This is a genomic window from Citricoccus muralis, assembly GCF_003386075.1.
Lineage (GTDB): Bacteria > Actinomycetota > Actinomycetes > Actinomycetales > Micrococcaceae > Citricoccus > Citricoccus muralis.
Window position 1 is genome coordinate 3,215,607 of record NZ_QREH01000001.1, and the last position, 19,806, is coordinate 3,235,412.

The 19,806-nt window shown below is 69.2% G+C and carries 18 protein-coding genes; 12 read left to right on the forward strand and 6 right to left on the reverse strand.

Going from position 1 to position 19,806, the window contains the following annotated elements:
* The first annotated feature begins 41 nt into the window (after nt 1–41).
* From C8E99_RS14340 to ligM, 3 genes are all read left to right on the forward strand, one after another.
* Nucleotides 42–1,691: an AMP-binding protein gene (locus tag C8E99_RS14340; protein ID WP_115932871.1), complete on the forward strand. Its 1,650-nt coding sequence runs from the start codon at nt 42–44 to the stop codon at nt 1,689–1,691.
* The gene (locus C8E99_RS14345; protein WP_245952368.1) at nt 1,688–2,899 is read left to right on the forward strand and encodes an acyl-CoA dehydrogenase family protein; all 1,212 of its coding nucleotides are present in this window, start codon (nt 1,688–1,690) and stop codon (nt 2,897–2,899) included. The genes C8E99_RS14340 and C8E99_RS14345 overlap by 4 nt, the downstream gene beginning before the upstream one ends.
* Nucleotides 2,900–3,028: 129 nt before the next feature.
* The gene (gene ligM, locus C8E99_RS14350) at nt 3,029–4,441 is read left to right on the forward strand and encodes a vanillate/3-O-methylgallate O-demethylase (RefSeq protein WP_115932872.1); all 1,413 of its coding nucleotides are present in this window, start codon (nt 3,029–3,031) and stop codon (nt 4,439–4,441) included.
* Between the two features lie 166 nt (nt 4,442–4,607).
* Here the strand turns inward: ligM and C8E99_RS14360 are convergent, their stop codons facing one another.
* Complete coding sequence (locus C8E99_RS14360; protein ID WP_115932874.1) at nt 4,608–5,393, reverse strand: IclR family transcriptional regulator; 786 nt, start codon at nt 5,391–5,393, stop codon at nt 4,608–4,610.
* Between the two features lie 100 nt (nt 5,394–5,493).
* The gene (locus tag C8E99_RS14365) at nt 5,494–6,345 is read right to left on the reverse strand and encodes an IclR family transcriptional regulator (RefSeq protein WP_115933513.1); all 852 of its coding nucleotides are present in this window, start codon (nt 6,343–6,345) and stop codon (nt 5,494–5,496) included.
* 170 nt (nt 6,346–6,515) lie between these two features.
* Between C8E99_RS14365 and C8E99_RS14370 the strand changes: the two genes are divergently transcribed.
* Nucleotides 6,516–7,478 carry an SDR family NAD(P)-dependent oxidoreductase gene (locus C8E99_RS14370; RefSeq protein WP_170144622.1) on the forward strand — a complete coding sequence of 321 codons (963 nt, stop codon included), beginning with the start codon at nt 6,516–6,518 and terminating at the stop codon, nt 7,476–7,478.
* 2 nt (nt 7,479–7,480) lie between these two features.
* Here C8E99_RS14370 and C8E99_RS14375 read toward each other — a convergent pair whose 3' ends face one another.
* From C8E99_RS14375 to C8E99_RS14390, 4 genes are read right to left on the reverse strand one after another with little or no spacing between them, the layout of a single operon-like run.
* The gene (locus C8E99_RS14375) at nt 7,481–8,392 is read right to left on the reverse strand and encodes an SDR family NAD(P)-dependent oxidoreductase (protein WP_115932876.1); all 912 of its coding nucleotides are present in this window, start codon (nt 8,390–8,392) and stop codon (nt 7,481–7,483) included.
* 42 nt (nt 8,393–8,434) lie between these two features.
* The gene (locus tag C8E99_RS14380; RefSeq protein ID WP_115932877.1) at nt 8,435–9,379 is read right to left on the reverse strand and encodes an amidohydrolase family protein; all 945 of its coding nucleotides are present in this window, start codon (nt 9,377–9,379) and stop codon (nt 8,435–8,437) included.
* Nucleotides 9,376–10,041 (reverse strand): 3-oxoacid CoA-transferase subunit B, encoded by a 666-nt coding sequence (locus C8E99_RS14385; RefSeq protein WP_115933514.1) that lies wholly within the window; start codon nt 10,039–10,041, stop codon nt 9,376–9,378. Before C8E99_RS14385 ends, C8E99_RS14380 begins: the two co-directional genes overlap by 4 nt.
* Nucleotides 10,042–10,049: 8 nt before the next feature.
* Complete coding sequence (locus C8E99_RS14390; RefSeq protein ID WP_170144677.1) at nt 10,050–10,802, reverse strand: CoA transferase subunit A; 753 nt, start codon at nt 10,800–10,802, stop codon at nt 10,050–10,052.
* A gap of 356 nt (nt 10,803–11,158) precedes the next feature.
* Here C8E99_RS14390 and C8E99_RS14395 point away from each other — a divergent pair, with 356 nt between their 5' ends.
* Genes C8E99_RS14395 through C8E99_RS14430 form a run of 8 tightly spaced genes read left to right on the forward strand, consistent with a single transcriptional unit; the run spans nt 11,159 to nt 19,800 of the window.
* Nucleotides 11,159–12,262, forward strand: a complete 1,104-nt coding sequence (locus tag C8E99_RS14395) for an NDMA-dependent alcohol dehydrogenase (RefSeq protein ID WP_115932879.1) — start codon at nt 11,159–11,161, stop codon at nt 12,260–12,262.
* Between the two features lie 28 nt (nt 12,263–12,290).
* Nucleotides 12,291–13,781, forward strand: coding sequence for an aldehyde dehydrogenase family protein (locus C8E99_RS14400; protein WP_115932880.1), 1,491 nt, complete (start codon nt 12,291–12,293; stop codon nt 13,779–13,781).
* A 20-nt stretch (nt 13,782–13,801) separates the two neighbouring features.
* Nucleotides 13,802–14,986, forward strand: coding sequence for an NDMA-dependent alcohol dehydrogenase (locus tag C8E99_RS14405; RefSeq protein WP_115932881.1), 1,185 nt, complete (start codon nt 13,802–13,804; stop codon nt 14,984–14,986).
* A 10-nt stretch (nt 14,987–14,996) separates the two neighbouring features.
* Nucleotides 14,997–15,587: a UGSC family (seleno)protein gene (locus C8E99_RS14410; RefSeq protein WP_115932882.1), complete on the forward strand. Its 591-nt coding sequence runs from the start codon at nt 14,997–14,999 to the stop codon at nt 15,585–15,587.
* Nucleotides 15,584–16,708 carry a hypothetical protein gene (locus tag C8E99_RS14415; RefSeq protein ID WP_115932883.1) on the forward strand — a complete coding sequence of 375 codons (1,125 nt, stop codon included), beginning with the start codon at nt 15,584–15,586 and terminating at the stop codon, nt 16,706–16,708. Before C8E99_RS14410 ends, C8E99_RS14415 begins: the two co-directional genes overlap by 4 nt.
* Entirely contained in the window at nt 16,705–17,568 is an 864-nt protein-coding gene (locus C8E99_RS14420; RefSeq protein WP_211309061.1) for an SDR family NAD(P)-dependent oxidoreductase, read from the forward strand. The genes C8E99_RS14415 and C8E99_RS14420 overlap by 4 nt, the downstream gene beginning before the upstream one ends.
* Before the next feature lie 13 nt (nt 17,569–17,581).
* Nucleotides 17,582–18,763, forward strand: coding sequence for a zinc-dependent alcohol dehydrogenase (locus C8E99_RS14425; RefSeq protein ID WP_211309062.1), 1,182 nt, complete (start codon nt 17,582–17,584; stop codon nt 18,761–18,763).
* A gap of 29 nt (nt 18,764–18,792) precedes the next feature.
* The gene (locus tag C8E99_RS14430; RefSeq protein ID WP_115932884.1) at nt 18,793–19,800 is read left to right on the forward strand and encodes an amidohydrolase family protein; all 1,008 of its coding nucleotides are present in this window, start codon (nt 18,793–18,795) and stop codon (nt 19,798–19,800) included.
* Nucleotides 19,801–19,806 lie beyond the last annotated feature (6 nt).

Genomic DNA, 19,806 nt, shown 5'->3' on the forward strand with positions numbered 1-19,806 from the left:
CCTGAAACTGAAGGTGATCCACAGCAGACGGAGGCCTGCCCATGTACGAGAACTATGCGGTCCTGTGGCGCGAGATCGCCCGGCGCGCCCCCGACCGATGGGCGGTTCGATCTGCCGGTGGGCACTACACCTACGGCGAGTTCGACGCCGCCGCGGCTTCGGTGGCCGAGGACCTGGCGGAGCGCGGCGTGGGCCCTGGTTCACGGGTGGCGTTCTTCCTCCACAACACCGCTGAGTATCTCGTGCTGTTTTACGCCTGCCTCAAGCTGGAGGCGATCCCCGTCTCGATCAATTACCGCTACCTCGGGGCCGAGCTCGCCGGGCTCCTCACCGTCGCCGAGCCAGTGGCCCTCGTCCTTGCCAGCGGCGCCCGGGCAGCGGTGGAGGACGCTTTGGACCGGCTGGCGGGAACCGCCGGCCGGCCGGAGCTGCTCATCGAGGTCGGCGACACCGGTGAACCCGAGGGACCAGTCGGCCGGGAGCGGGCCGGCGTCGTCCGCGTCCGTTTCGAGGAGCTGGCGGCGCCGGGCCCGGGCCGCAGCACTGCCCCGCGGCGGTTCGAGCCCGGCCGGGAGGCGGAGCTGTACATCTTCACGGGCGGGACCACCGGCACACCGAAGGCGGTGGTGTGGAGGATCGGGGACCTGCTGCATATCCAGCAGTCCTCGATCTACGGTCCCGTCGGCCGGGACGTCCCGGCCGACCTCAACGCTGCGGTGGGGATCGCCGTCGAAGACGACCTGGCGCCCATCCGGACCCTGCCCCTGGCGCCCTTCATCCACGCGACGGCCCTGTTCAGCGCCATGAACACGCTCGCGCTCGGCGGCACCGTGGTGATCAACCCGGATCCCAGCTTCCGGGCCGGGGATGTGGCCCGGCTGATCGAGAGCGCGGGAGTGACCCGGCTGATCGTCGCCGGCGACGCGGTGGCGCTGCCCCTCCTTGACGCGTTGGAGGCGGAACTCGGCGGCCGGGGGTCCAGCCTGACCTCGGTGATCAGCTCGGGCATGCGATTCAGCGATGACACCAAGCGCCGCATCCATGCCCTGGGCCGGGTGGCGATCGTGGACATCCTCGCCTCGACCGAGGGCGGCCCCTACGCGGTGGCCACCACCACCCGGGCCGAGGACCTGCCGGCGAGATTCCGGCTGAGCGAGGATGCCGTGGTCCTGGACGATGCCCAACGGGAGGTCCAGCACGAACCCGGGGCGATCGGCGTCCTGGCCTACCGCGGTGCGCTGCCCGTGGGCTACCTCCATGACCCCGTCACCTCCGCGGCGACCTACCCCGTCATCAACGGTGTCCGCCACTGTTCCCCCGGGGACTATGTGCGGGTGGGGGAGGACGGGTATATCGACCTGCTCGGGCGGGGCAGCTCCGTGGTGAACACCGGCGGGGAGAAGGTCTTCCCCGGGGAGGTCGAGGAGGCGCTGCTGGAGCATCCGGCCGTGGCGGACGCCGTGGTGTTCGGTGTCCCCGACCCCCGCTGGGGTGAGGCGGTGGCGGCCGCCGTGGCCCTGGAGCCGGACGCGGACGTGACGGAGCGGGACCTGATGGAGCACCTGGCCGGGCGGGTGGCCGGCTACAAGAAGCCGCGCACCCTGGTGCTGCGCGACTCGCTCGACCGCGGGCCCACGGGGAAGCTGAACCTGAGCCGCCTGAAGGCCTCGATCCGTGAGGATGTGCAGTGAAAGACGTAGAGAACACCCGTTCCGGTGGACCCGTGCCCTTCATCGGCGGCGCCGACTTCTACGGCTACTCGGACCTGCTCACGGGTGCCGAGCAGGCCGTCCTGACCCGCCTGCGCCACTACCTGGCGGAGGAGGCCGAGCCCGTCCTGGCCGAGTATTGGGAGCGCGGCGAGACGCCGTTGTTCCTCCGCGACGGCCTGGCCGGGCTCGACCTGGTGGAACCCGCGGACCTGCGCGACGCCGGAGAGACGGTCCGGTCCCTGTTCATCGGCTTCCGGAACCTGGAGTTCTCCCGCGTGGACGGCTCTCTGGCGATCCTCTTCGGCGGCCAGGCCGGCATGTTCCGCACGGTGGTCCACGCCGGCGGCAGCGACGAGCAGCTGGCGCAATGGGGTGCGGACATGGCGTCCTTCAGGATGACCGGCTGCTTCGCGCTGACCGAGCCCGACCACGGCTCGGACATCGCCCGCGGCGTCCAGACCGTGGCCCGGCGGGAGGGGGACGGCTGGATCCTGCACGGGGCGAAACGCTGGATCGGCAACGCCGCCTTCTCCGAGTACGCGGCGATCGCCGCCAAGGACGCCGACGACGGCCAGGTCAAGGTCTTCCTGGCCCGTACCGACGACCCGGGCCTGGAGATCACCAAGATCCAGGGCAAGACCTCCCTGCGCATGGTCCACAACGCCGATATCCGCCTGGACGGGGTGCGGGTCCCGGAGAGTCATCGACTCCAGCGGATCAATTCCTTCGCGGACCTGAACCGCACCTTCGAGACGCTGCGGCCGGACGTGGTCTGGAATGCCACCGGGCTCCAGATCGGCCTGTATGAAGCCGTGCTCGAGTACACCCGGCGGCGCGAGCAATTCGGGCGGCCGATCGCGTCCTTCCAGCTCGTCCAGGACCACCTCGTGACCATGCTGGGCAACGCCAACGCGTCCCTCGCCCTCGCGGTCCGGCTGTCCCAGTTCGCGGATGCCGGTGGTGTCAGCGGCGAGCAGGCCGCGCTGGCCAAGACGTGGGTCTGCCGCCACATGCGCCAGAGCGCGGCCCTCGGCCGGGAGCTGCTGGGGGGCAACGGCATCCTGCTGGAGCACCGGGTCGCGCGGTTCCACGCCGACGCGGAGTCCCTCTACACCTTCGAGGGCACCGATCAGATCAACACCCTCATCGTGGGCCGGGCCATCACCGGCCACAGTGCCTTCGTGTAGACGTCCGTGTTTCCCAGCCTGCGGCGGAGGTTTTCAGAAAACTTGCCGCAGGGTGTTGCCTGGATCACAGTGTGATACCTATGCTCATAGGTATACGGCAGTTGTCACCCCTCGTTCAGGAGATCAGTCATGACAGACCAGAAGTCGCTGCAGCAGGCCATGGAGGCCGCGGGCAATCCCGTGGAGATGATGCGGAACTCGAAGGTGGGCGCCTATGTCTACCCGGTGGTGGCCCCCGAGTTCACCAACTGGCGGGACGAGGTCATCGCCTGGCGGGAGACCGCCGTCATGTTCGACCAGACCCACCACATGGACAACCTGATCATCAAGGGCCCGGACGCCAAGAAGCTCATCTCCTACACCGCGATCAACTCGCTGGAGAACTTCCCCGTCAACCGCGCCAAGCAGTACGTCCCGGTCACCCCGGCCGGCCATGTCATCGGAGACGGCATCCTGTTCCACGAGGACCAGGACCAGTACACCTACGTGGGCCGCGCCCCCGCCACCAACTGGCTGAAGTTCCACGCCGAGACCGGCGGCTATGACGTCGAGCTGATCGAGGACCGGCGCTCGCCCTCGCGCCCCATGGGCAAGGCGGTGTCCCGGGAATACTGGCGCCTGCAGATCCAGGGCCCCAAGGCCTGGGATGTCATCGAGAAGGTCAACGGTGGCCCGGTGGAGCAGTTGAAGTTCTTCCACATGGACACCATGAACGTGGCCGGCACCCGGGTGCGGACCCTGCGGCACGGCATGGCCGGCGCGCCGGGCCTGGAGCTGTGGGGCGACTACCAGGACTACGACAGGGTCCGCGAGGCCATCATGGAGGCCGGCGCCGAGTTCGGCCTCGCCGCCGTCGGAGCCCGCGCCTACTCCTCGAACACCCTGGAATCCGGCTGGATCCCGTCCCCGCTGCCGGCCATCTACTCCGGCGACGGCATGCTCGCGGACTACCGGGCCTGGCTCGGCGCCGACTCCTACGAGGCCAACAACGCCATCGCCGGCTCCTTCGTCTCAGAGAACATCGAGGACTACTACACGACCCCGTGGGAGCTGGGCTACGGCAACTTCATCAAATTCGACCACGACTTCATCGGCCGCGAGGCACTCGAGAAGGTCGACGCCTCCACGCAGCGACACAAGGTCACCCTCGCCTGGGATGACCAGGACATGGCCACCATCCATGCCTCGATGTACGGCAAGGGCGAGATCGGCTACAAGTTCTTCGACCTGCCCAACGCCAACTACGGCTCCTCGAACTTCGACTCCGTGGTGGACGACTCCGGCAAGGTCGTGGGCCTGTCCATGTTCACCGGCTACTCGGCGAACGAGCGCACCGCGCTCTCCCTGGCCGTCGTCGACCCGTCCGTGCAGGTGGGGGACCGGCTGAAGGTTGTCTGGGGCGAGCCCGACGGCGGCTCCGGCAAGACCACGGTGGAGCGTCACCGCCAGATCGAGGTCAACGTGACCGTCTCCCCGGTGCCGTACTCCTCCGAGGTGCGGGACAACTACGAGGGCTCCTGGCGCAAGGCTGGCCAGGTCTGAGCTGAACCGGTGCTGAACGGGTTCGGGCCGGTGTAGGTTCCGACCCGTCAGACCCGTCAGACCCGTCAGACCCGTCAGACCCGTCAGACCCGGCAACCACCGGCAACACCGAGGCCGTGCCTCCATCGAACCATCGACGGAGGCACGGCCTCGATGCTGGTGTGGATCAGGCCGTGCGCAGGCTGTCTTCGGGCAGTGCTTCCTCGGGCCCGTTGAGGGCGCGGGAGATCTTCTGTGCGGTGGAGACCAGCGGGGGGATGAGCTGGTGCGGGGTGAAGCGGTCCTTCGGTGCCGTGATGCCGACAGAGGCTACGGGGTGGCCGTGCGGTCCGACAATCGGGGCGGCCAAGGCTATCACCCCGAGGGCGATCTGGTCATAGGCAACAGCGACGCCGCGCTGACGCACCTCGGCCAGCAGCTGCCGCAGCCGGTTCGGGTCCGTATCGGTGTGAGGTGAATAGGCTGCGAGTGGCTGGCGCAGCAGGTCGTCGAGTTCCTCGGGGGAGAGGGCCGCCAGCAGAACACGGCCGGTGGCCGTGGCGTGCATGGGCCAGCGCCCGCCGAAGCGGCTGGTGACCGGGGCTCCGCCCGGTGCCAGCATCGACTCCAGGTAGAGCACGTCCTGCTGCACGGACACCGAGAGGTGGATGTTGGTGTTGGTCGCGTGGTGCAGGCCGTGGAGATAGGGGTGGGCCAGCTGCTTCAGGCGCAGGCGGTGCCCGGCGAGTGAGCCGAGTTCCAGGACCTTGAGACCGATGGTGTACTCACCGTCAGGCTGGCGGTGGAGGGCTCCCCATGCGGTCAGTTCGCCGACCAGTCGATGGGTGGTGGGGAGGGTCAATCCTGACCGACGTGCGATCGAACTCAGGGTCTGGCTGTCGTGCCGGTCGGTGAAGGTGTCCAGGATGGCCAAGACGCGGCCAGCGGCGGTGGGTTTGGACGGAGATGCCAAGACGACTCCTTTGGCGTGATCTGGGTCACATCAGTCTAAGGATGGATCCACTATAGGGATAGGTATGGTCTACGTCGACCAGGGGCTTCGGCGGGTGCGCTCAGACCGCGAAGGGCCGGACCGAGGATCGGAGGGTCCCCGAAGGCGAGGCCCCTGGGGTGGCCGCGCCCAGGGCTCGGGATAGCGCGCGTGCCGTGGCGTTCAGCGCAGGCAGGACCTGGTGCACGGTCCGTGATCCGTTGATCTTCAACGTGACACTGAGGGCAGCCACCACCCGCTCGCTGGGCCCGCGGACCGGCACCCCTACGGCGAATGTGCCGAGGGTGATCGTCTCCGTCAATACGGCCACACCGGTGCGGTGCACCTCCGCCAGCATCCGGCGCAAGGTGTCCGGATCGGTGATGGTGTGGTCCGTGTAGCGCTTCAGCGGGCTGGCCAGCACGTCCTGGCGGACAGGCGCTGGCGCAGCAGCCAACAGGACCATACCCGTGGCGGTGGTGTGCAGGGGCCAACGCCCTCCGAGCCGGCTGAGCACGTGAGCCCCGGAGTGCCGTTGCAGTGACTCCACGTACACCACATCGTGTCCGTCTCGGACGGAGAGATGCACATTGGCCTGGACCGCAGACTGCAGGTCTGCGAGGTACGCCGGGGCCACGTCCCGCAGCTGCAGCATCTGCGGCTCGAGGCTGCCCAGTTCCAGCACCCGGAGTCCGACGGCGTACCGTCCCTCCGCGGTCCGCTCGAGAGCACCCCAGTCCCGCAGTTCGCCGACGAGTCGATGCGCCGTGCTCAAGGTCAGGTCCGCGCGGCGGCTGATCTCGCTCAAGGTCAGTTCCAGGTGGTCCTGGTCGAAGACGTCCAGAACGGACAGGACGCGGCCCGCGGCCGTGCGATGGTCCTCGGCGGTGAGGGCCTCGTGCAGGCCGGGACGGTCGTCGGTTGATGGGGGCATCGCAGGGACTCCTCCCAGGGTGTGATGTCCCTCACTATGGTGGGGCATCTCCGGCAGAACAGTTCCCGGCTTCCACCGGGTGGAAGCCCTCGATGCCCCGGCCCGGACCGTCTTCCACGGGAGGGAATCCGGGCTGCGGGCCGGGGACAGGGCACCTAGATTCGCTGACCATGACAGACGAGCATCACACGCGAGAGCACCAGGGCCCCGCGGGGCAGACGCATGAGGCCACAGCAGGCGGGGGCGGTTCACACCGGCCCCTGTCCGGACAGGTGGCCCTGGTCACGGGCTGTGGGAAGCCGGACGGGATGGGGCAGGGGATCGCCGGGGCGCTGGCCTCCCGGGGCGCATCGCTCGTCATCACGGACCGCGAGCCCCGTGGCATCGCCAACGACCGCCAGCGGAAGCTCGGGCAGATCCCGCCCAGTGGCCTGGATGAGTTCGCAGAGCGCCTGCGGCGGGATGGCGTCCACGTGGTCACCGCACTGGGGGACATCTCTCAGCGGGCCGACGTCGCCCGGATCATGGAGACGGTACAGGACCGCTTCGGACGCCTCGACATCCTGGTCAACAACGCCGCCGCACCGCAGGGGGAGGACCGGCGGGACATCGAGGAGGTGCCAGATGAGGCCTTCGACCTGCTGATCGACGTCAACGTGCGCGGCACCTACGCCATGTGCCGCGCGGCCGTGCCACTGATGCGGTCATCGCGCTATGGGCGGATCGTCAGCATCTCCTCCATGGCCGGGCTGACCGCCGCGCCCTTCTCCGTGGCCTACTCCGCCTCCAAGGCGGCCGTGATCGGGATGACGCGGGCCCTGTCGATGGATCTCGGCCCGTGGGGCATCACCGTCAATGCGGTGTGCCCGGGCCTGGTGGCCACCAGCCGTGCCATCCTGGACCCGTCCGCGGACCTCGACGTGGACTCGACTCTCGCCCAGCGCGGGCGGAACATCCCGGTCGGCCGGGTCGGGCAGCCGCAGGACATCGGCGAGGTCGTGTCCTTCCTGGCCTCGCCAGGGGCTGGCTACATCACCGGACAGGCCATCCCGATCGATGGCGGTGGCATGACCGCCTTCCCCCTGCGTCAGCCGCCCTCCGGTGCTGGAGCCGAGGCTGATGCCGGTGCTTGAGGTCAACGCGTGGGTTCGAAGACCGGGGCGGGAGGCCGGCTCGCCTCGTCATAGACGGGTGAGGACAGCAGGAACGGGATGGCAGCCTTCCGCTCCTCGTCCAGCGGCTCATCCGGGAAGGACTCCTCGATCGCGCGGTGGCGTTGCACCACCCCGGCCTTGAACTCGGGGTGCGTGAGGATGAACATGTCACCACGGCGGACCCCCTCCAGGACCCTCTCGCCGGCCTCCTCCGCACTCATGTACGGCTGTGTCAGCTGGAACGCGGTGGCCTCCGGGCCGGGGGCGGTGTAGCCGGAGGCGCCGTACTCGGCCGGCCGTTGGGCCACCGAGGAGGCGATGTTCGAATGAGTGGGCCCGGGGCAATAGGCCGAGACGCCGATGCCCTCGGCCAGCAACTCGATGTGCAGGGCCTCGGAGAGGGCGATGATCGCGGCCTTGGACATCGAGTAGAGGCCGGCCACCACCGGCATGAGCCCTGCCATGGAGGAGGTGTTCACGATGTGCCCGCCGTGGCCGTGCCGGCGGAGGGCCGGCAGGAAGGCCTGGAGGCCGTGGGCCACTCCCTTGATGTTCACGTCGATCAGCCAGTCCCAGTCGGCGGGCGTGGCATCAGAGACGGCGCCGGTCAGGCCGATCCCGGCATTGTTGACCAGCAGGTCCACGCGGCCCTGTTCGGCCTCGATGCGCTGAGCCGCCTGCTGCATGGCGGCCAGGTCGGTCACGTCCACCTGAAGGGTGGCGACCTCGAGCCCCCGAGCGGAGAACTCGGTCTGGGTCTCGGCCAGGTGATCCGTGCTGCGTCCGGTGACGTAGACGGTCATGCCCGCACGGGCGCAGGCGAGGGCGATGCCGCGGCCGATGCCGCTGCTGCCGCCGGTGATGACGGCAACGCGACCGGTGAGTTCGTGCATGGGGAGTTCCTCTCGATGGTGCCGGAGGTGCCGGCGGGTGATTCAGGGGGTGGACGGGGAGCCGGACTCGGTGACGGCGCCGGGCAGGCCCAGCAGCCGGGCGGCGTTCTCCCGCAGGATCAGCGGACGCACCGAATCCCGGATCGGCAGCTTCTCGAAGGCCTCCATCCACCGCTCCGGGGTGATGACCGGGAAGTCCGAGCCGAAGAGCACCTTGTGCTTGAGCAGGGTGTCCGCGTACTGCACCAGCTGCGGCGGGAAGTACTTGGGTGACCAGCCGGAGAGGTCGATGTAGACGCGCGGCTTGTGGAGGGCGATGGAGAGTGCCTCGTCCTGCCACGGAAAGGACGGGTGGGCCATGATGATGTCCATGTCCGGGAAGTCCGCCGCGACGTCGTCAATGGCCAGCGGGTGGGAGTACTTCAGCCTTACCCCGCCCCCGCCGCGTGAACCGGCGCCCACCCCGGTCTGGCCCGTGTGGAACAGCGAGATCAGGCCGAACTCCTCGATGACCTCGTACAGGGGATAGGCCGACCGGTCGTCGGGGTAGAACCCCTGGACACCGGGATGGAACTTGAAGCCTCGCACGCCGTAGTCGCGGGCGAGGATCCGTGCCTCCCTCACGCCGGCCGCGCCCCGGGCCGGATCGATGCTGGCGAACGGCACCAGCACGTCCGCATGCTCGGCGGCCAGCTCGGCGATCTCGCGGTTCCCCGGTACCGGTTCGTCGCCGGTGGCGGAGATCGAGTCCACGGTGAAGACGACGGCGGCCATCCGGCGCTCGCGGTAGTAGGCGGCGAGCGCGGGGACCGTGTGCCCGTGCATCGTGCCGATCCCGAAGTACTCGCCCATCTGTTCGCCGGACTCGACCGGGCCGGCGTCGTCCTTCACCGAACGGTGGGCGTGGACGTGGACATCGATGGCGGCCAGGTCCTGCCACTGCTGCAGGGACGGCGCACTGGCGGCTTGCCCAGACCCGGTGCTCATGCTGGGGCCGCCTCGACGTAGTGGGCCGCGGTCCGCAACCGGACGTCCTCGGGGGTGACACCGGGCGCGCACTCCACGAGCGTCAGCACCCCGTCCATCACGTGGAAGACCGCCAGGTCCGTATAGACGCGGGTGACGACGCCCCGGCCGGTCAGCGGGAAGGTGCACTCGGGCACGAGCTTGGGCTGGCCCTTGCGGTCCACGTGCTCCATGCAGACCCAGACCTGCGGGGTGCCGGCCACGAGGTCCATGGCTCCGCCCACGGCGGGGTTGCGCCCCGGGACGTACCAATTGGCCAGGTCGCCGGCCTCGGACACCTGCAGTGCTCCCAGGATGGTCACGTCCAGGTGGCCGCCGCGGATGATCGCGAAGGACATGGCCGAGTCCACGATGGCCCCGCCGGGGATCATGCTGGTCGGCTGCTTCCCGGCGTTGGTCAGGTCCGGGTCCTCGGTGCCGGGCTCAGGTGCCGGGCCGAGCCCCAGGATTCCGTTCTCGGACTGGAGGAAGACCTCCCGGTCCGCGGGGATGTGCTGGGGCACCGCCAGGGGGATGCCCACCCCGAGGTTGACGGTGTAGCCGTCCACCAGGTCCGCGGCCAGGCGCTGGGCGATCTCGTCCCGCGTGCGCCCGGTGACCCGGGGGGATTCGGTTCTGGTCATGGACATGGTCAGCCCTTCTGGAGCGAGGCGGCCCGCCGGGGCAGGTCCGCCGGGATGGGTGCTGCAGTCATCACCACGTGGTCCACGAAGACCCCGGGGAGGTGGATGTCGTCAGGGTCCAGCGACCCGGTGTCCACCAGCCGTTCGACCTCCACGAAGGTCGTCCGCCCGGACATGGCTGCCAGCGGATTGAAGTTCCGGGCGGAGAGGTGGAAGCGGAGGTTGCCCTTGGGATCGGCCTGCTGCGCCTTGACGAGGCCGAAGTCCGCCTTGATGCCGTACTCGAGGACGTGGGCACGCCCGTCGAACACCCGTTCCTCCTTGGCTGGCAGCAGGTCGCCCGGGGTCCCCCCGGAATAGGAGGCCGGGAACGTCCCGTCCGAGAGCATGGTCTCCGCACCGGAGGGCGTGAAGAAGGCGGCGATCCCGGCGCCACCGGCCCGCATGCGCTCCGCCAGGGTGCCCTGCGGGATCAGCTCCAGCTCCACGCGGCCCGCGAAGTACTCGTCGTAAAACTCTGGCAGCACGGGAAAGGACCCGGTCAGTCGGCGGACCCGGCCCTCCATGACGAGCCGGCCGATGCCCGTGAAGTCGTCGCCCACGTTGTTGACGTAGAGGTGCAGGTCCTTCTTGCCGAGGTCGGACAGGGCGTTGAGCAGGGCATCCGGACGGCCGGAACTGCCGAAGCCGCCGACGGCGATCGAGGCACCGTCCCAGACAGCATCCAGGTGCTCGTGGAGATCGGTGCGGAACTTGTTCATCACGGTGCGTCCTACTTCTCTGCTGGTTCTCGAGAGGGGAGGCCGGGTCTGGAGCCGGCAGGTGGTGGCATCGACCGGTGATGGTCCGGTCATGCAGTAGTCAATCCCCACTGGCCCCTGGGAGCACCCGGGTTTCCACGCCGTAGAAGACGGAGCCTCGGCGGACTTCCACTGACGGTGATTGTGATGCTGATCACGGTGAATCCTTCCATGCGGCGGAAAGCCCGTGGCAGCGCGCCGGCGGACGGAGCACCGTGGAGGCAGCTGCACCACCGGCATCTGAATCCGGTGATGCGCCCACCTCACCGCCGGCGCCTCGTCCTCGGCGCCACCTGCCAGAAAGGGTCCCCCTGAGCATGAAGACTCGTGCGGTCGTATGCCGCGAACCCGGAACGCCCTGGGAAGTCACCGAACTCGACCTCGACGAGCCGAAGGCCAACGAGGTCCGCATCAAGATGATGGCCGCGGGAATGTGCCACTCGGACGACCACATCCAGAAGGGGGATGCCGCCATGCGCATGCCCGTGGTGGGCGGGCATGAAGGTGCCGGCATCATCGATGCGGTGGGCGAGGGCGTGACCCGCGTGCAGGTGGGAGATCACGTGGTGTGCTCCTTCATCCCGGCCTGTGGATCCTGCCGCTACTGCTCCACCGGTCACCAGAACCTGTGTGATTCCGGGAAGAACGCCGCCACCGGCGAATTCCCGGACGGCACCTTCCGCTTCCACCAGGACGGCGTGGACTTCGGCGGCCTCTGCGTGCTGGGGACCTTCTCCCAGCACACGGTGGTCTCCGAGTACTCCGTGATCCCGATCCCGAAGGACCTCCCCTTCGACGTCGCCTGCCTGGTGGGCTGCGGTGTCCCCACGGGATGGGGGTCCGCCGTCCACGCCGCCGGCGTCCAGGTGGGGCAGACCGCGGTCATCTTCGGCGCCGGCGGGGTCGGCATGAACGCCGTCCAGGGCGCGGCCATGTCCGGCGCCAATCGCGTCGTGGTGGTGGACCCGGTGGAGTTCAAGCGGGACAAGGCCCTCGAGTTCGGGGCCACCCAGGTGTTCGCCACGGCGCAGGAGGCCACGGACTTCGTCATCGAGGCCACCTGGGGCGAACTGGCCGACCACGCCATCATCACGGTCGGCAGCCTGCATGACGAGGTCATCCATGACGCCATCAACATCGTCGGCAAATCCGGCCAGGTGACCATCACCGCCGTCGGCAACGGGTCCATCAAGGAGCACCCGGGTGCCCTGATCGGCTTCCAGCGCCGGATCCAGGGCGCCATCTTCGGTGGCTGCAACCCCCTGCATGACGTGCCCCGCCTGGTCAGCATGTACCAGAACGGCAAGCTCAAGCTCGACGAGCTGATCACCAACCGCTACTCCATGGCCCAGGTGAACGAGGGCTACCAGGACATGCTCGACGGCAAGAACATCCGCGGCATCATCACCATCGACCACTGAGCCAGCGCCCGAGACGGAAGAGAACACCATGACCGCAGTCATCGATCCCCAAGCCACCCTCGACACCCCGCTGCTGGCAGACAACGTCCAGTTGATCGGCGGGGAATGGCTCCCCGCCGCCTCCGGCGAGACCATCGACGTCATCAACCCGGCCGATCGCGGCCTCCTCGGCCGGGTGCCCCGGAGCAACGCCGAGGACGTGGACGCTGCCGTCCAGGCCGCCGAGCGCGCCCTGCCGGGCTGGCGTGACACGAACGCCACGGCCCGTGCCGGGCTGCTGTTGCGCTGGGCCTCCCTCGTGGAGGAGAACGCCCAGATCCTGGACCAGCTGGAATCCCGCGACGTCGGCCGCCCCCACTGGGGTCCCTCGCCCCTGGCGGGGATGATCCGCTTCATCGCCGGACAGGCGGACAAGGTCCAGGGCGTCTCGCTGCCGACCTACTCGCCGGACGTCCTCGGCTTCACCCTGCGTGAACCTTACGGAGTGGTCGGAGCCATCATCCCGTGGAACGCCCCCGGACCGATGTTCACCAACGAGGTCGCCGCGGCGATCGCCGCGGGCAACACCATCGTCATCAAGCCGGCCGAGGATGCTCCCCTGGCCCCGCTGGCCTTGGCTCGGCTCGCCATGGACGCCGGGATCCCGGCCGGGGTGATCAACGTGGTCACCGGTCTCGGATCCGAGGCCGGTGCCGCCATCCCGAGGCATCCCGGCATCCGGCGCGTGGGATTCACCGGCTCACCGGCCACGGGCTCGCTCGTCATGGAGTCCTGTGCCCGGAACCTCATCCCCCTCCACCTGGAACTGGGCGGGAAGTCACCCCAGGTGATCTTCCCGGATGCGGACCTCGCCGTGGCCGCACCTGCGATCGCCACCGGTATCACCCTGAACACCGGGCAGATCTGCGCCGCGGGCTCCCGCGTGGTGGTGCATCGCAGCGTCCATCAGGAAGTGGTCGAGCGGTTGGCCGAGGCCATGCAGAAGGTCACTGTGGGCCCCTGGCACCAGCAGGTGAACATGGGCCCGCTGATCAACGGCCGCCAGCACGAGCGGGTCATGGGGTACATCGAGGCCGGCCGGGCCGGAGGTGCTGACGTGGTGGTCGGCGGAGATGTTCCCTCGGGTGGCGACTATGGGGACGGCTACTTCGTGAATCCGACCCTCTTCGACAACGTCAGCCCGGACATGACGATCGCCCAGGAGGAGATCTTCGGCCCGGTGCTCTCCGTCATTCCGGTCGACAGCGAGCAGGAGGCCATCGAGGTGGCCAACGGTGTGGACTACGGGCTGGTCGCGTCCGTGTGGACCCAGGACGTGGGCACTGCCGTGCGGATGTCCCGTGCCCTGCAGGCCGGTCAGGTCGGGGTCAACAACGCCCTGGGCGCGGGCGTCATCGGCGGCCCCTTCGGCGGCTACAAGAGCAGCGGCTTCGGCCGGACCATGGGCGCCGATGCCGTCCTCAACTGGACGCAGATCAAGACCGTCTCGATGCGTGGCGCCACGCCCGCGGCCCACTGAACGAAAGGCAGACCGACATCATGGCTATCACCACACCCACGGCGGCCAGCGAGCAGCCCACCAGCGTGACCACCGGCGGTGCCACCCTCACCACGCGGGCGGCCGTCGCCCGAGGACCCCATGACGGCTGGCAGGTCACCGACCTGCGGCTGGACCCGCCGAAGGAGCACGAGGTCCGGGTCAAGCTCCACGCCTCCGGCCTGTGTCATTCGGACCACCACATCACCGCCGGGGACGCCCCGGTCCGCTTCCCGATCGTGGGTGGCCACGAGGGTGCCGGCATCGTGGAGTCGGTCGGCCCGAGCGTCACCCGGGTGAAGCCGGGCGACCGCGTGGTCTGTGCCTACATCCCGGCGTGCGGCTACTGCCGACCGTGCTCGACCGGGCACCAGAACATGTGCGTCAAGGGGCTCAACGCCGGGACGGGCATGTTCCTGGACGACACCTTCCGGTTCCACGACAGTGACGGAGAAGACGTCGGCGGGTTCTGCACCCTGGGCACCTTCTCCCAGTACACGGTGCTCTCCGAGTACGCGGCCGTCCCGCTGCCGGATGACATCCCGTTCGAGCTCGGCGCCCTGGTGGGCTGCGGCGTCCCCACGGGGTGGGGGTCCGCCGTCTATGCGGCCGAGGTCCGGGCGGGGGACACCGTGGTGATCTTCGGAGCCGGCGGTGTGGGCTCCAATGCGGTTCAGGGGGCCCGCTACGCCGGGGCCAAGAACGTGATCGTCGTGGATCCCGTGGCCTTCAAGCGGGAGTCCGCGCTCGAGCTGTTCGGGGCCACGCATGCGTTCGCCACGGCCCAGGAGGCCCATGACTTCGTGGTGGAGACCACCTGGGGGCAGCTGGCCGACAAGGTCATCATCACCGCGGACGCCGTCACCCAGGAGATGGCCAATGCCGGCATCGCGATGACCGGCAAGGGCGGCAAGCTCACCATCACCTCGGTCGGCCACCTGAACGAGCAGGCCGTGACCATCCATGCCGGACTGCTCATCAGCTACCAGCGGCAGATCCGCGGGGCCCTGTTCGGTGACTGCAACCCGTTGTATGACATCCCGAAGCTACTGGGACTGTACCGGACCGGAGACCTCAAGCTCGAGGAGCTCATCACCCGGAAGTACACCCTCGACGAGGTGAACACGGCCTACGAGGATCTGCTGGCCGGCCGCAACATCCGCGGCATCATCGTCCACGAGCAGTAGGAGCGCGTCCATGACCCAGACCATCCTCGACCCCACCGGCAGGGGGTCCCAGCACGTGGGTTCCGCCGCAGGCCCTGCCGACCCGCAGGACCGTCCGACTCCGGAGCTGGCGCCCCGGCCGGCGTCGTTGGCCGGGGCCCGGATCGGGCTGCTGGACAACACGAAGCACAACGCCCTGCTGTTCCTGACCGTGGTGGGGGAGCTCCTCGTGGAGGAGCACGGCGCCGCGTCCGTCGGCATCGTGGAGACCAAGAAGAACTTCTCCATCCCCGTGGACGAGGAGATCGTCTCCCGGTACCGGGAGTCGTGCGACGTGGTCGTCACCGGGGTCGGCGACTGCGGTTCCTGCAGTGCCGCCGCCGTGGCGGACGGGATCAACTTCGAGCGGGCCGGCCTGCCGGCCGCCGTGGTCCTCACCGATGCCTTCGACATCACCGGCCGCACCATGGCCGGCGTGCAGGGCGCCCCGGACTATGAGTGGATCCGGACCGAGCACCCGATGGCCGTGCTGACCGAGGAACAGGTGCGTGAACGCGCTCGCCTGCTGCTGCCGGAGATCCTGTCCACCCTGACGGATCCGGACCAGGAGGGTCGAGCATGACCGCAGCGTCCCTTCAGCACGAGCAGCACGCTCAGTCCCTGGACCCTGCCGCCGCCCAGAGTGCCATCGAGCATGCCTATGAGCAGGGCTGGACGGACGGGCTGCCCGTGGTTCCGGCCACCCAGGACCTCGTGGACCGCTTCCTCGCGGCCGCTGGCCGCCCCGCGGGGGAGGTGCTCAGCCACCTGAAGCAGGTCGACCGCACCGTGACGGTCGAACTGCTGGCCATCAACGCGGCCATGGCCGGATGCCGGCCGGAGTACTTCCCGGTGGTCCTGGCCGCCTGGGAGGCGCTCGCCCAGGAGCGGACCACCGGAGGTGGCGGCTGGCAGTCCACGAGTGGACCGGCCCCGTTGATCATCGTCAACGGGCCGCTGCGCCAGGAACTCGGATTCAACAGCACCGGAGGGGTGTTCGGCCCCGGTTTCCGGGCCAACGCCACCGTGGCCCGGGCCATCGGTCTCACCGTCCGCAACGCCTATGGGATCCGCCCGCACGAGCTCGAGCAGGCCACGCAGGGCCTGCCCGGGCGGTGGTCCATCTGCCTCGCGGAGAACGAGGAGGAAAGCCCGTGGGCCCCCCTCGCGGAAGACCTCGGGGTCAGCGGCAACGCCGTGACGTCCACGTTGTTGCGCACCAGCGAGTTCGTGGACAACCGGCACACCTCCGATCCGGAGCAGTTGCTCGCCGACTTCGCCGACACCATCGGCCGTTCCGGGCCGTGGATCTTCAGGAATGCCGGGGCCGGAGTGGTGCTGTGCCCCGAGCACGCCAACCAGCTGGCCCAGGCCGGGTTCTCCCGTGCCGATGTGGCGGCGTGGCTCGCCGAGCACTCCGGACGCACCACGGGACAGCTGGCCTCCGTGGGCAAGGACCGGGCCAACGAGAACGGGGTCCGGTTCCCCGGGGCCAATGGGGACAACGGGGACGCCACGGACCCGGACCGGTTCCAACGCACCATCGCGGACCCGGCCTCCATGATCGTGGCCGTGGCAGGATCCCGCAACGCGGGGATCTCCATGGTGGTGCGCTACTTCGCCGACTGGTCCGGGAAGCCCGTGGCCATCACCACCGGAACACCGCAACCCACCGACACGTCACCACAGAAGGATGATCGATGACCAGCACTGACGTCGAGGAACGCCTGACCGGCACACCGCTGGAGGATCCGCTGGCCGCCCAGGGGACCGCCCGGATGGCCGGGCGCCGGGCCCTCATCACGGGGGCCGGGCAGAACGGGGACCTGCCCGGAGTCGGGTACGGCATCGCCCGGCTCCTGGCGGCCCGCGGCGCGTCCGTGGTGGTGCTGGACCGCAGCGACGAGGCGGCCCAGCGCACCGTCGACCGGATCACGGCCGAGGGTGGCACGGCCCACGCCCTGACCGCGGACGTGACCACCGACGCCGCGTGCGAACGCGCCGTGACGGAGGCCGCCGGACTCCTCGGCGGGTTGGACACCCTGGTGAACAACGTGGCGAGCGGGGACCGGGCGGGGATCTTCGAGGTCACCCCCGAGCGGCTCGACGAACTGATGAACATCAACTTCACCTCCGCCTGGTCCGTCACCCGCCACGCGGTGCCCCATCTGCCCCCGGGCAGCGCCATCCTCAACATCTCCTCCGTGGGCGTGAGTGCGCGCGGGCCCGGGATGCCGTACTGCGTGGCCAAGGCCGGGTTGGAGAACTTCAGCGTGGGAGCGGCCTCCACCCTCGGTCCGCAGGGCATCCGCGTGAACTGCATCGAAGTGGGTGCCATCTGGGGCTCCTTCGCCGCCGCCAATATGGACGAGCGCTTCCGTGAGGCACGCCGGGAGAGCACCACCCTGAAGAAGGAGGGCAGCGCCTGGGACATCGCCCACGCCGCCGCCTTCCTGCTCAGCGACGAAGCCCGGTGGATCACCGGCCAGATCCTGGCGGTGGACGGCGGCCCCTTCGGGCGCAGCGGCCCCGCCGCCCCGCCCGTGGCCACCGTGGCCCGCTAAGGAGAGACCGACGATGACACAGCGTTTGCATGACCACCTGCCGGACACCGTGAGGGCCGTGGTCCAGACCGGTCCCAGCACCCTGGAGATCCGAGAGTTCCCGCGCCCGGTGATCGGCCCCGACGATGGACTGCTGAGGGTCGAGGCCAACGGCATCTGCGGTTCGGACGTGGAGATCTTCCGCGGCCATCTCCAGGGCCGGTCCAGGCCACCCTTCATCCCGGGGCATGAGCCGCTGGGCATCATCGAGGAACTCGGCGAGCGCGCCGCCGAGCGGTGGGGCGTCCAGGTGGGTGACCGCGTGGCCCTCGAGGTGATCGTGCCCTGCCGGTCCTGTGCCGACTGCCTCATGGGCCGCTACCAGGCCTGCCGCCACAAGCAGAACGGCCATGGCGTCACCCCGGTGGACGTGGAGCCGTCCCTCTACGGCGGCTTCGCCGAGTACCTGTACCTCGCGCCCAACGCGGTGATGCACAAGATCGACAAGTCCCTGCCGATCGACATCGCCGCCATGTACAACCCCCTGGGAGCAGGGGTCCGGTGGGCGGTGGACCTGGGCGAGGTCGGCCTGGGGGACACCCTGGTGGTCCTCGGGGCCGGACAGCGGGGGTTGGCCGCCGTGATGGCGGCCAAGGCCGCCGGCGCCCGCACCGTCATCATCACCGGGCTGGAGTCCGACCGGCACAAGCTGGCGGTCGCCGAGGAACTCGGAGCGGACCACACCGTGGTGGTGGACGGTCCGGACGGACGGGACATCGTCGAGGCCGTCACGGAGATCACCGGGGGCCGGATGGCGGATGTCTCGCTGGACCTGACGCCCATGGCGGCGGGACCGGTCACGGATGCCCTGAAGGTGGTCCGCCATGGTGGCCGCGTGGTGCTGGCCGGTCTGAAGGGCGGGCGCGAAATCCCCCTCAGCACGGACCTGCTGATCAACCGGGGTCTCACGGTCCGTGGCGCCTACGGCGTGGACGCGGCCGCCAACGAGAAGGCCATCGCCCTGCTGGAATCCGGACGCTTCCCGCTGGAGCGGCTGCACACCCACACCTTCGGCCTGGAACAGGTCGCCGAGGCCATCGAGACCCTCGCCGGAGACCGCGAGGACAAGAGCGCCATCCACGTCACCGTCCAACCCCACCTCGGGCGGATCTCTGACCCAGGGGTGGCACCGCACCTTTTGACCGCAAGCCACTGAGTCATCCCCGAACGGGAGAAGGACACACCATGATCATTGACGCCCACGCCCACGTGCTGCCAGACGGCTACCCCGAGGATGCCCCGTCCTGCTTCCCGTCGATGGAGGCGGTGACGGGTTCCACGGACCGCACCCTCGCCTTCGGCGAGATGCGGTTCCGGGCCAAGGATGTGTTCTTCGCCGCCGAACGGCGACTCGAGGCTCAGGATGCCTCGGGTGTGGACCGGGAGGTGGTCAGTCCCATGCCGCCGCTGCTGAAGTACGACCTCCTGCCCGCCGATGGCCTGGCCCTGGCCCAGCACGTCAATCACTTCACCGCGGAACTGTGTGGCCATGACCCGGACCGATTGACCGGTCTCGGGATGGTGCCGCTGCAGGACCCGGACGCCGCCACCGGCGAACTGGCCGCGATCAAGGAGGCGGGCCTGGCCGGCGTCGAGATCGCCTCGAACATCATGGGCGACTCGATCGGCCACGAGAAGTTCCTGGGCTTCTTCCAAGAGGCCGAACGGATCGGCCTGTCCGTGTTCGTTCACGCCATGCCCTCACCCATGAACCGACTCCCGAAGTCCGCCATGGGGACCTACGTCGTCGGGGTGGAGGGCATGTTCGCGGCCGGTTCCATGGTGCTGGGCGGCACGGCCGCCGCCTGCCCGGACCTGCGCATCTCCTTCAGCCATGCCGCCGGCGGCTTCGCCATGATGCTGCCGCGGGCCAACTACTTCTGGGGCGGCGCCTGGAACGAGGGTCCGGTGGACCTGGACCGGGCCGTGATGCACGACGACGGCCCCTCGCCTCTGGAGATCGCGCGGCGGTTCTACTACGACTCGATGGTCTTCGACCACCGGACCCTCCGTTATCTCATCGACCTGCTCGGAGCTGACCGGCTATTGGTGGGGTCGGACTTCCCCGCGATGCTCCGTGAGGACCCGGTGGCCAAGACCCTGCGTGACATGGACCTGCCCGCGGATCAGTGGGAGGACATCAGCTCACGCAACGCCTTGCGCTGGCTGGGAGAGGCCCGACCGGCCACTTGACCTGAC

Coding starts and splice junctions, on each gene's coding strand:
- C8E99_RS14385 (WP_115933514.1), bottom strand. CDS start 10,041: ATGACCAGAACCGAATCCCCCCGGGTCACCGGGCGCACGCGGGACGAG.
- C8E99_RS14370 (WP_170144622.1), top strand. CDS start 6,516: ATGACAGACGAGCATCACACGCGAGAGCACCAGGGCCCCGCGGGGCAG.
- C8E99_RS14395 (WP_115932879.1), top strand. CDS start 11,159: ATGAAGACTCGTGCGGTCGTATGCCGCGAACCCGGAACGCCCTGGGAA.
- C8E99_RS14410 (WP_115932882.1), top strand. CDS start 14,997: ATGACCCAGACCATCCTCGACCCCACCGGCAGGGGGTCCCAGCACGTG.
- C8E99_RS14420 (WP_211309061.1), top strand. CDS start 16,705: ATGACCAGCACTGACGTCGAGGAACGCCTGACCGGCACACCGCTGGAG.
- ligM (WP_115932872.1), top strand. CDS start 3,029: ATGACAGACCAGAAGTCGCTGCAGCAGGCCATGGAGGCCGCGGGCAAT.
- C8E99_RS14400 (WP_115932880.1), top strand. CDS start 12,291: ATGACCGCAGTCATCGATCCCCAAGCCACCCTCGACACCCCGCTGCTG.
- C8E99_RS14405 (WP_115932881.1), top strand. CDS start 13,802: ATGGCTATCACCACACCCACGGCGGCCAGCGAGCAGCCCACCAGCGTG.
- C8E99_RS14340 (WP_115932871.1), top strand. CDS start 42: ATGTACGAGAACTATGCGGTCCTGTGGCGCGAGATCGCCCGGCGCGCC.
- C8E99_RS14380 (WP_115932877.1), bottom strand. CDS start 9,379: ATGAGCACCGGGTCTGGGCAAGCCGCCAGTGCGCCGTCCCTGCAGCAG.
- C8E99_RS14415 (WP_115932883.1), top strand. CDS start 15,584: ATGACCGCAGCGTCCCTTCAGCACGAGCAGCACGCTCAGTCCCTGGAC.
- C8E99_RS14430 (WP_115932884.1), top strand. CDS start 18,793: ATGATCATTGACGCCCACGCCCACGTGCTGCCAGACGGCTACCCCGAG.
- C8E99_RS14425 (WP_211309062.1), top strand. CDS start 17,582: ATGACACAGCGTTTGCATGACCACCTGCCGGACACCGTGAGGGCCGTG.
- C8E99_RS14365 (WP_115933513.1), bottom strand. CDS start 6,345: ATGCCCCCATCAACCGACGACCGTCCCGGCCTGCACGAGGCCCTCACC.
- C8E99_RS14375 (WP_115932876.1), bottom strand. CDS start 8,392: ATGCACGAACTCACCGGTCGCGTTGCCGTCATCACCGGCGGCAGCAGC.
- C8E99_RS14390 (WP_170144677.1), bottom strand. CDS start 10,802: ATGAACAAGTTCCGCACCGATCTCCACGAGCACCTGGATGCTGTCTGG.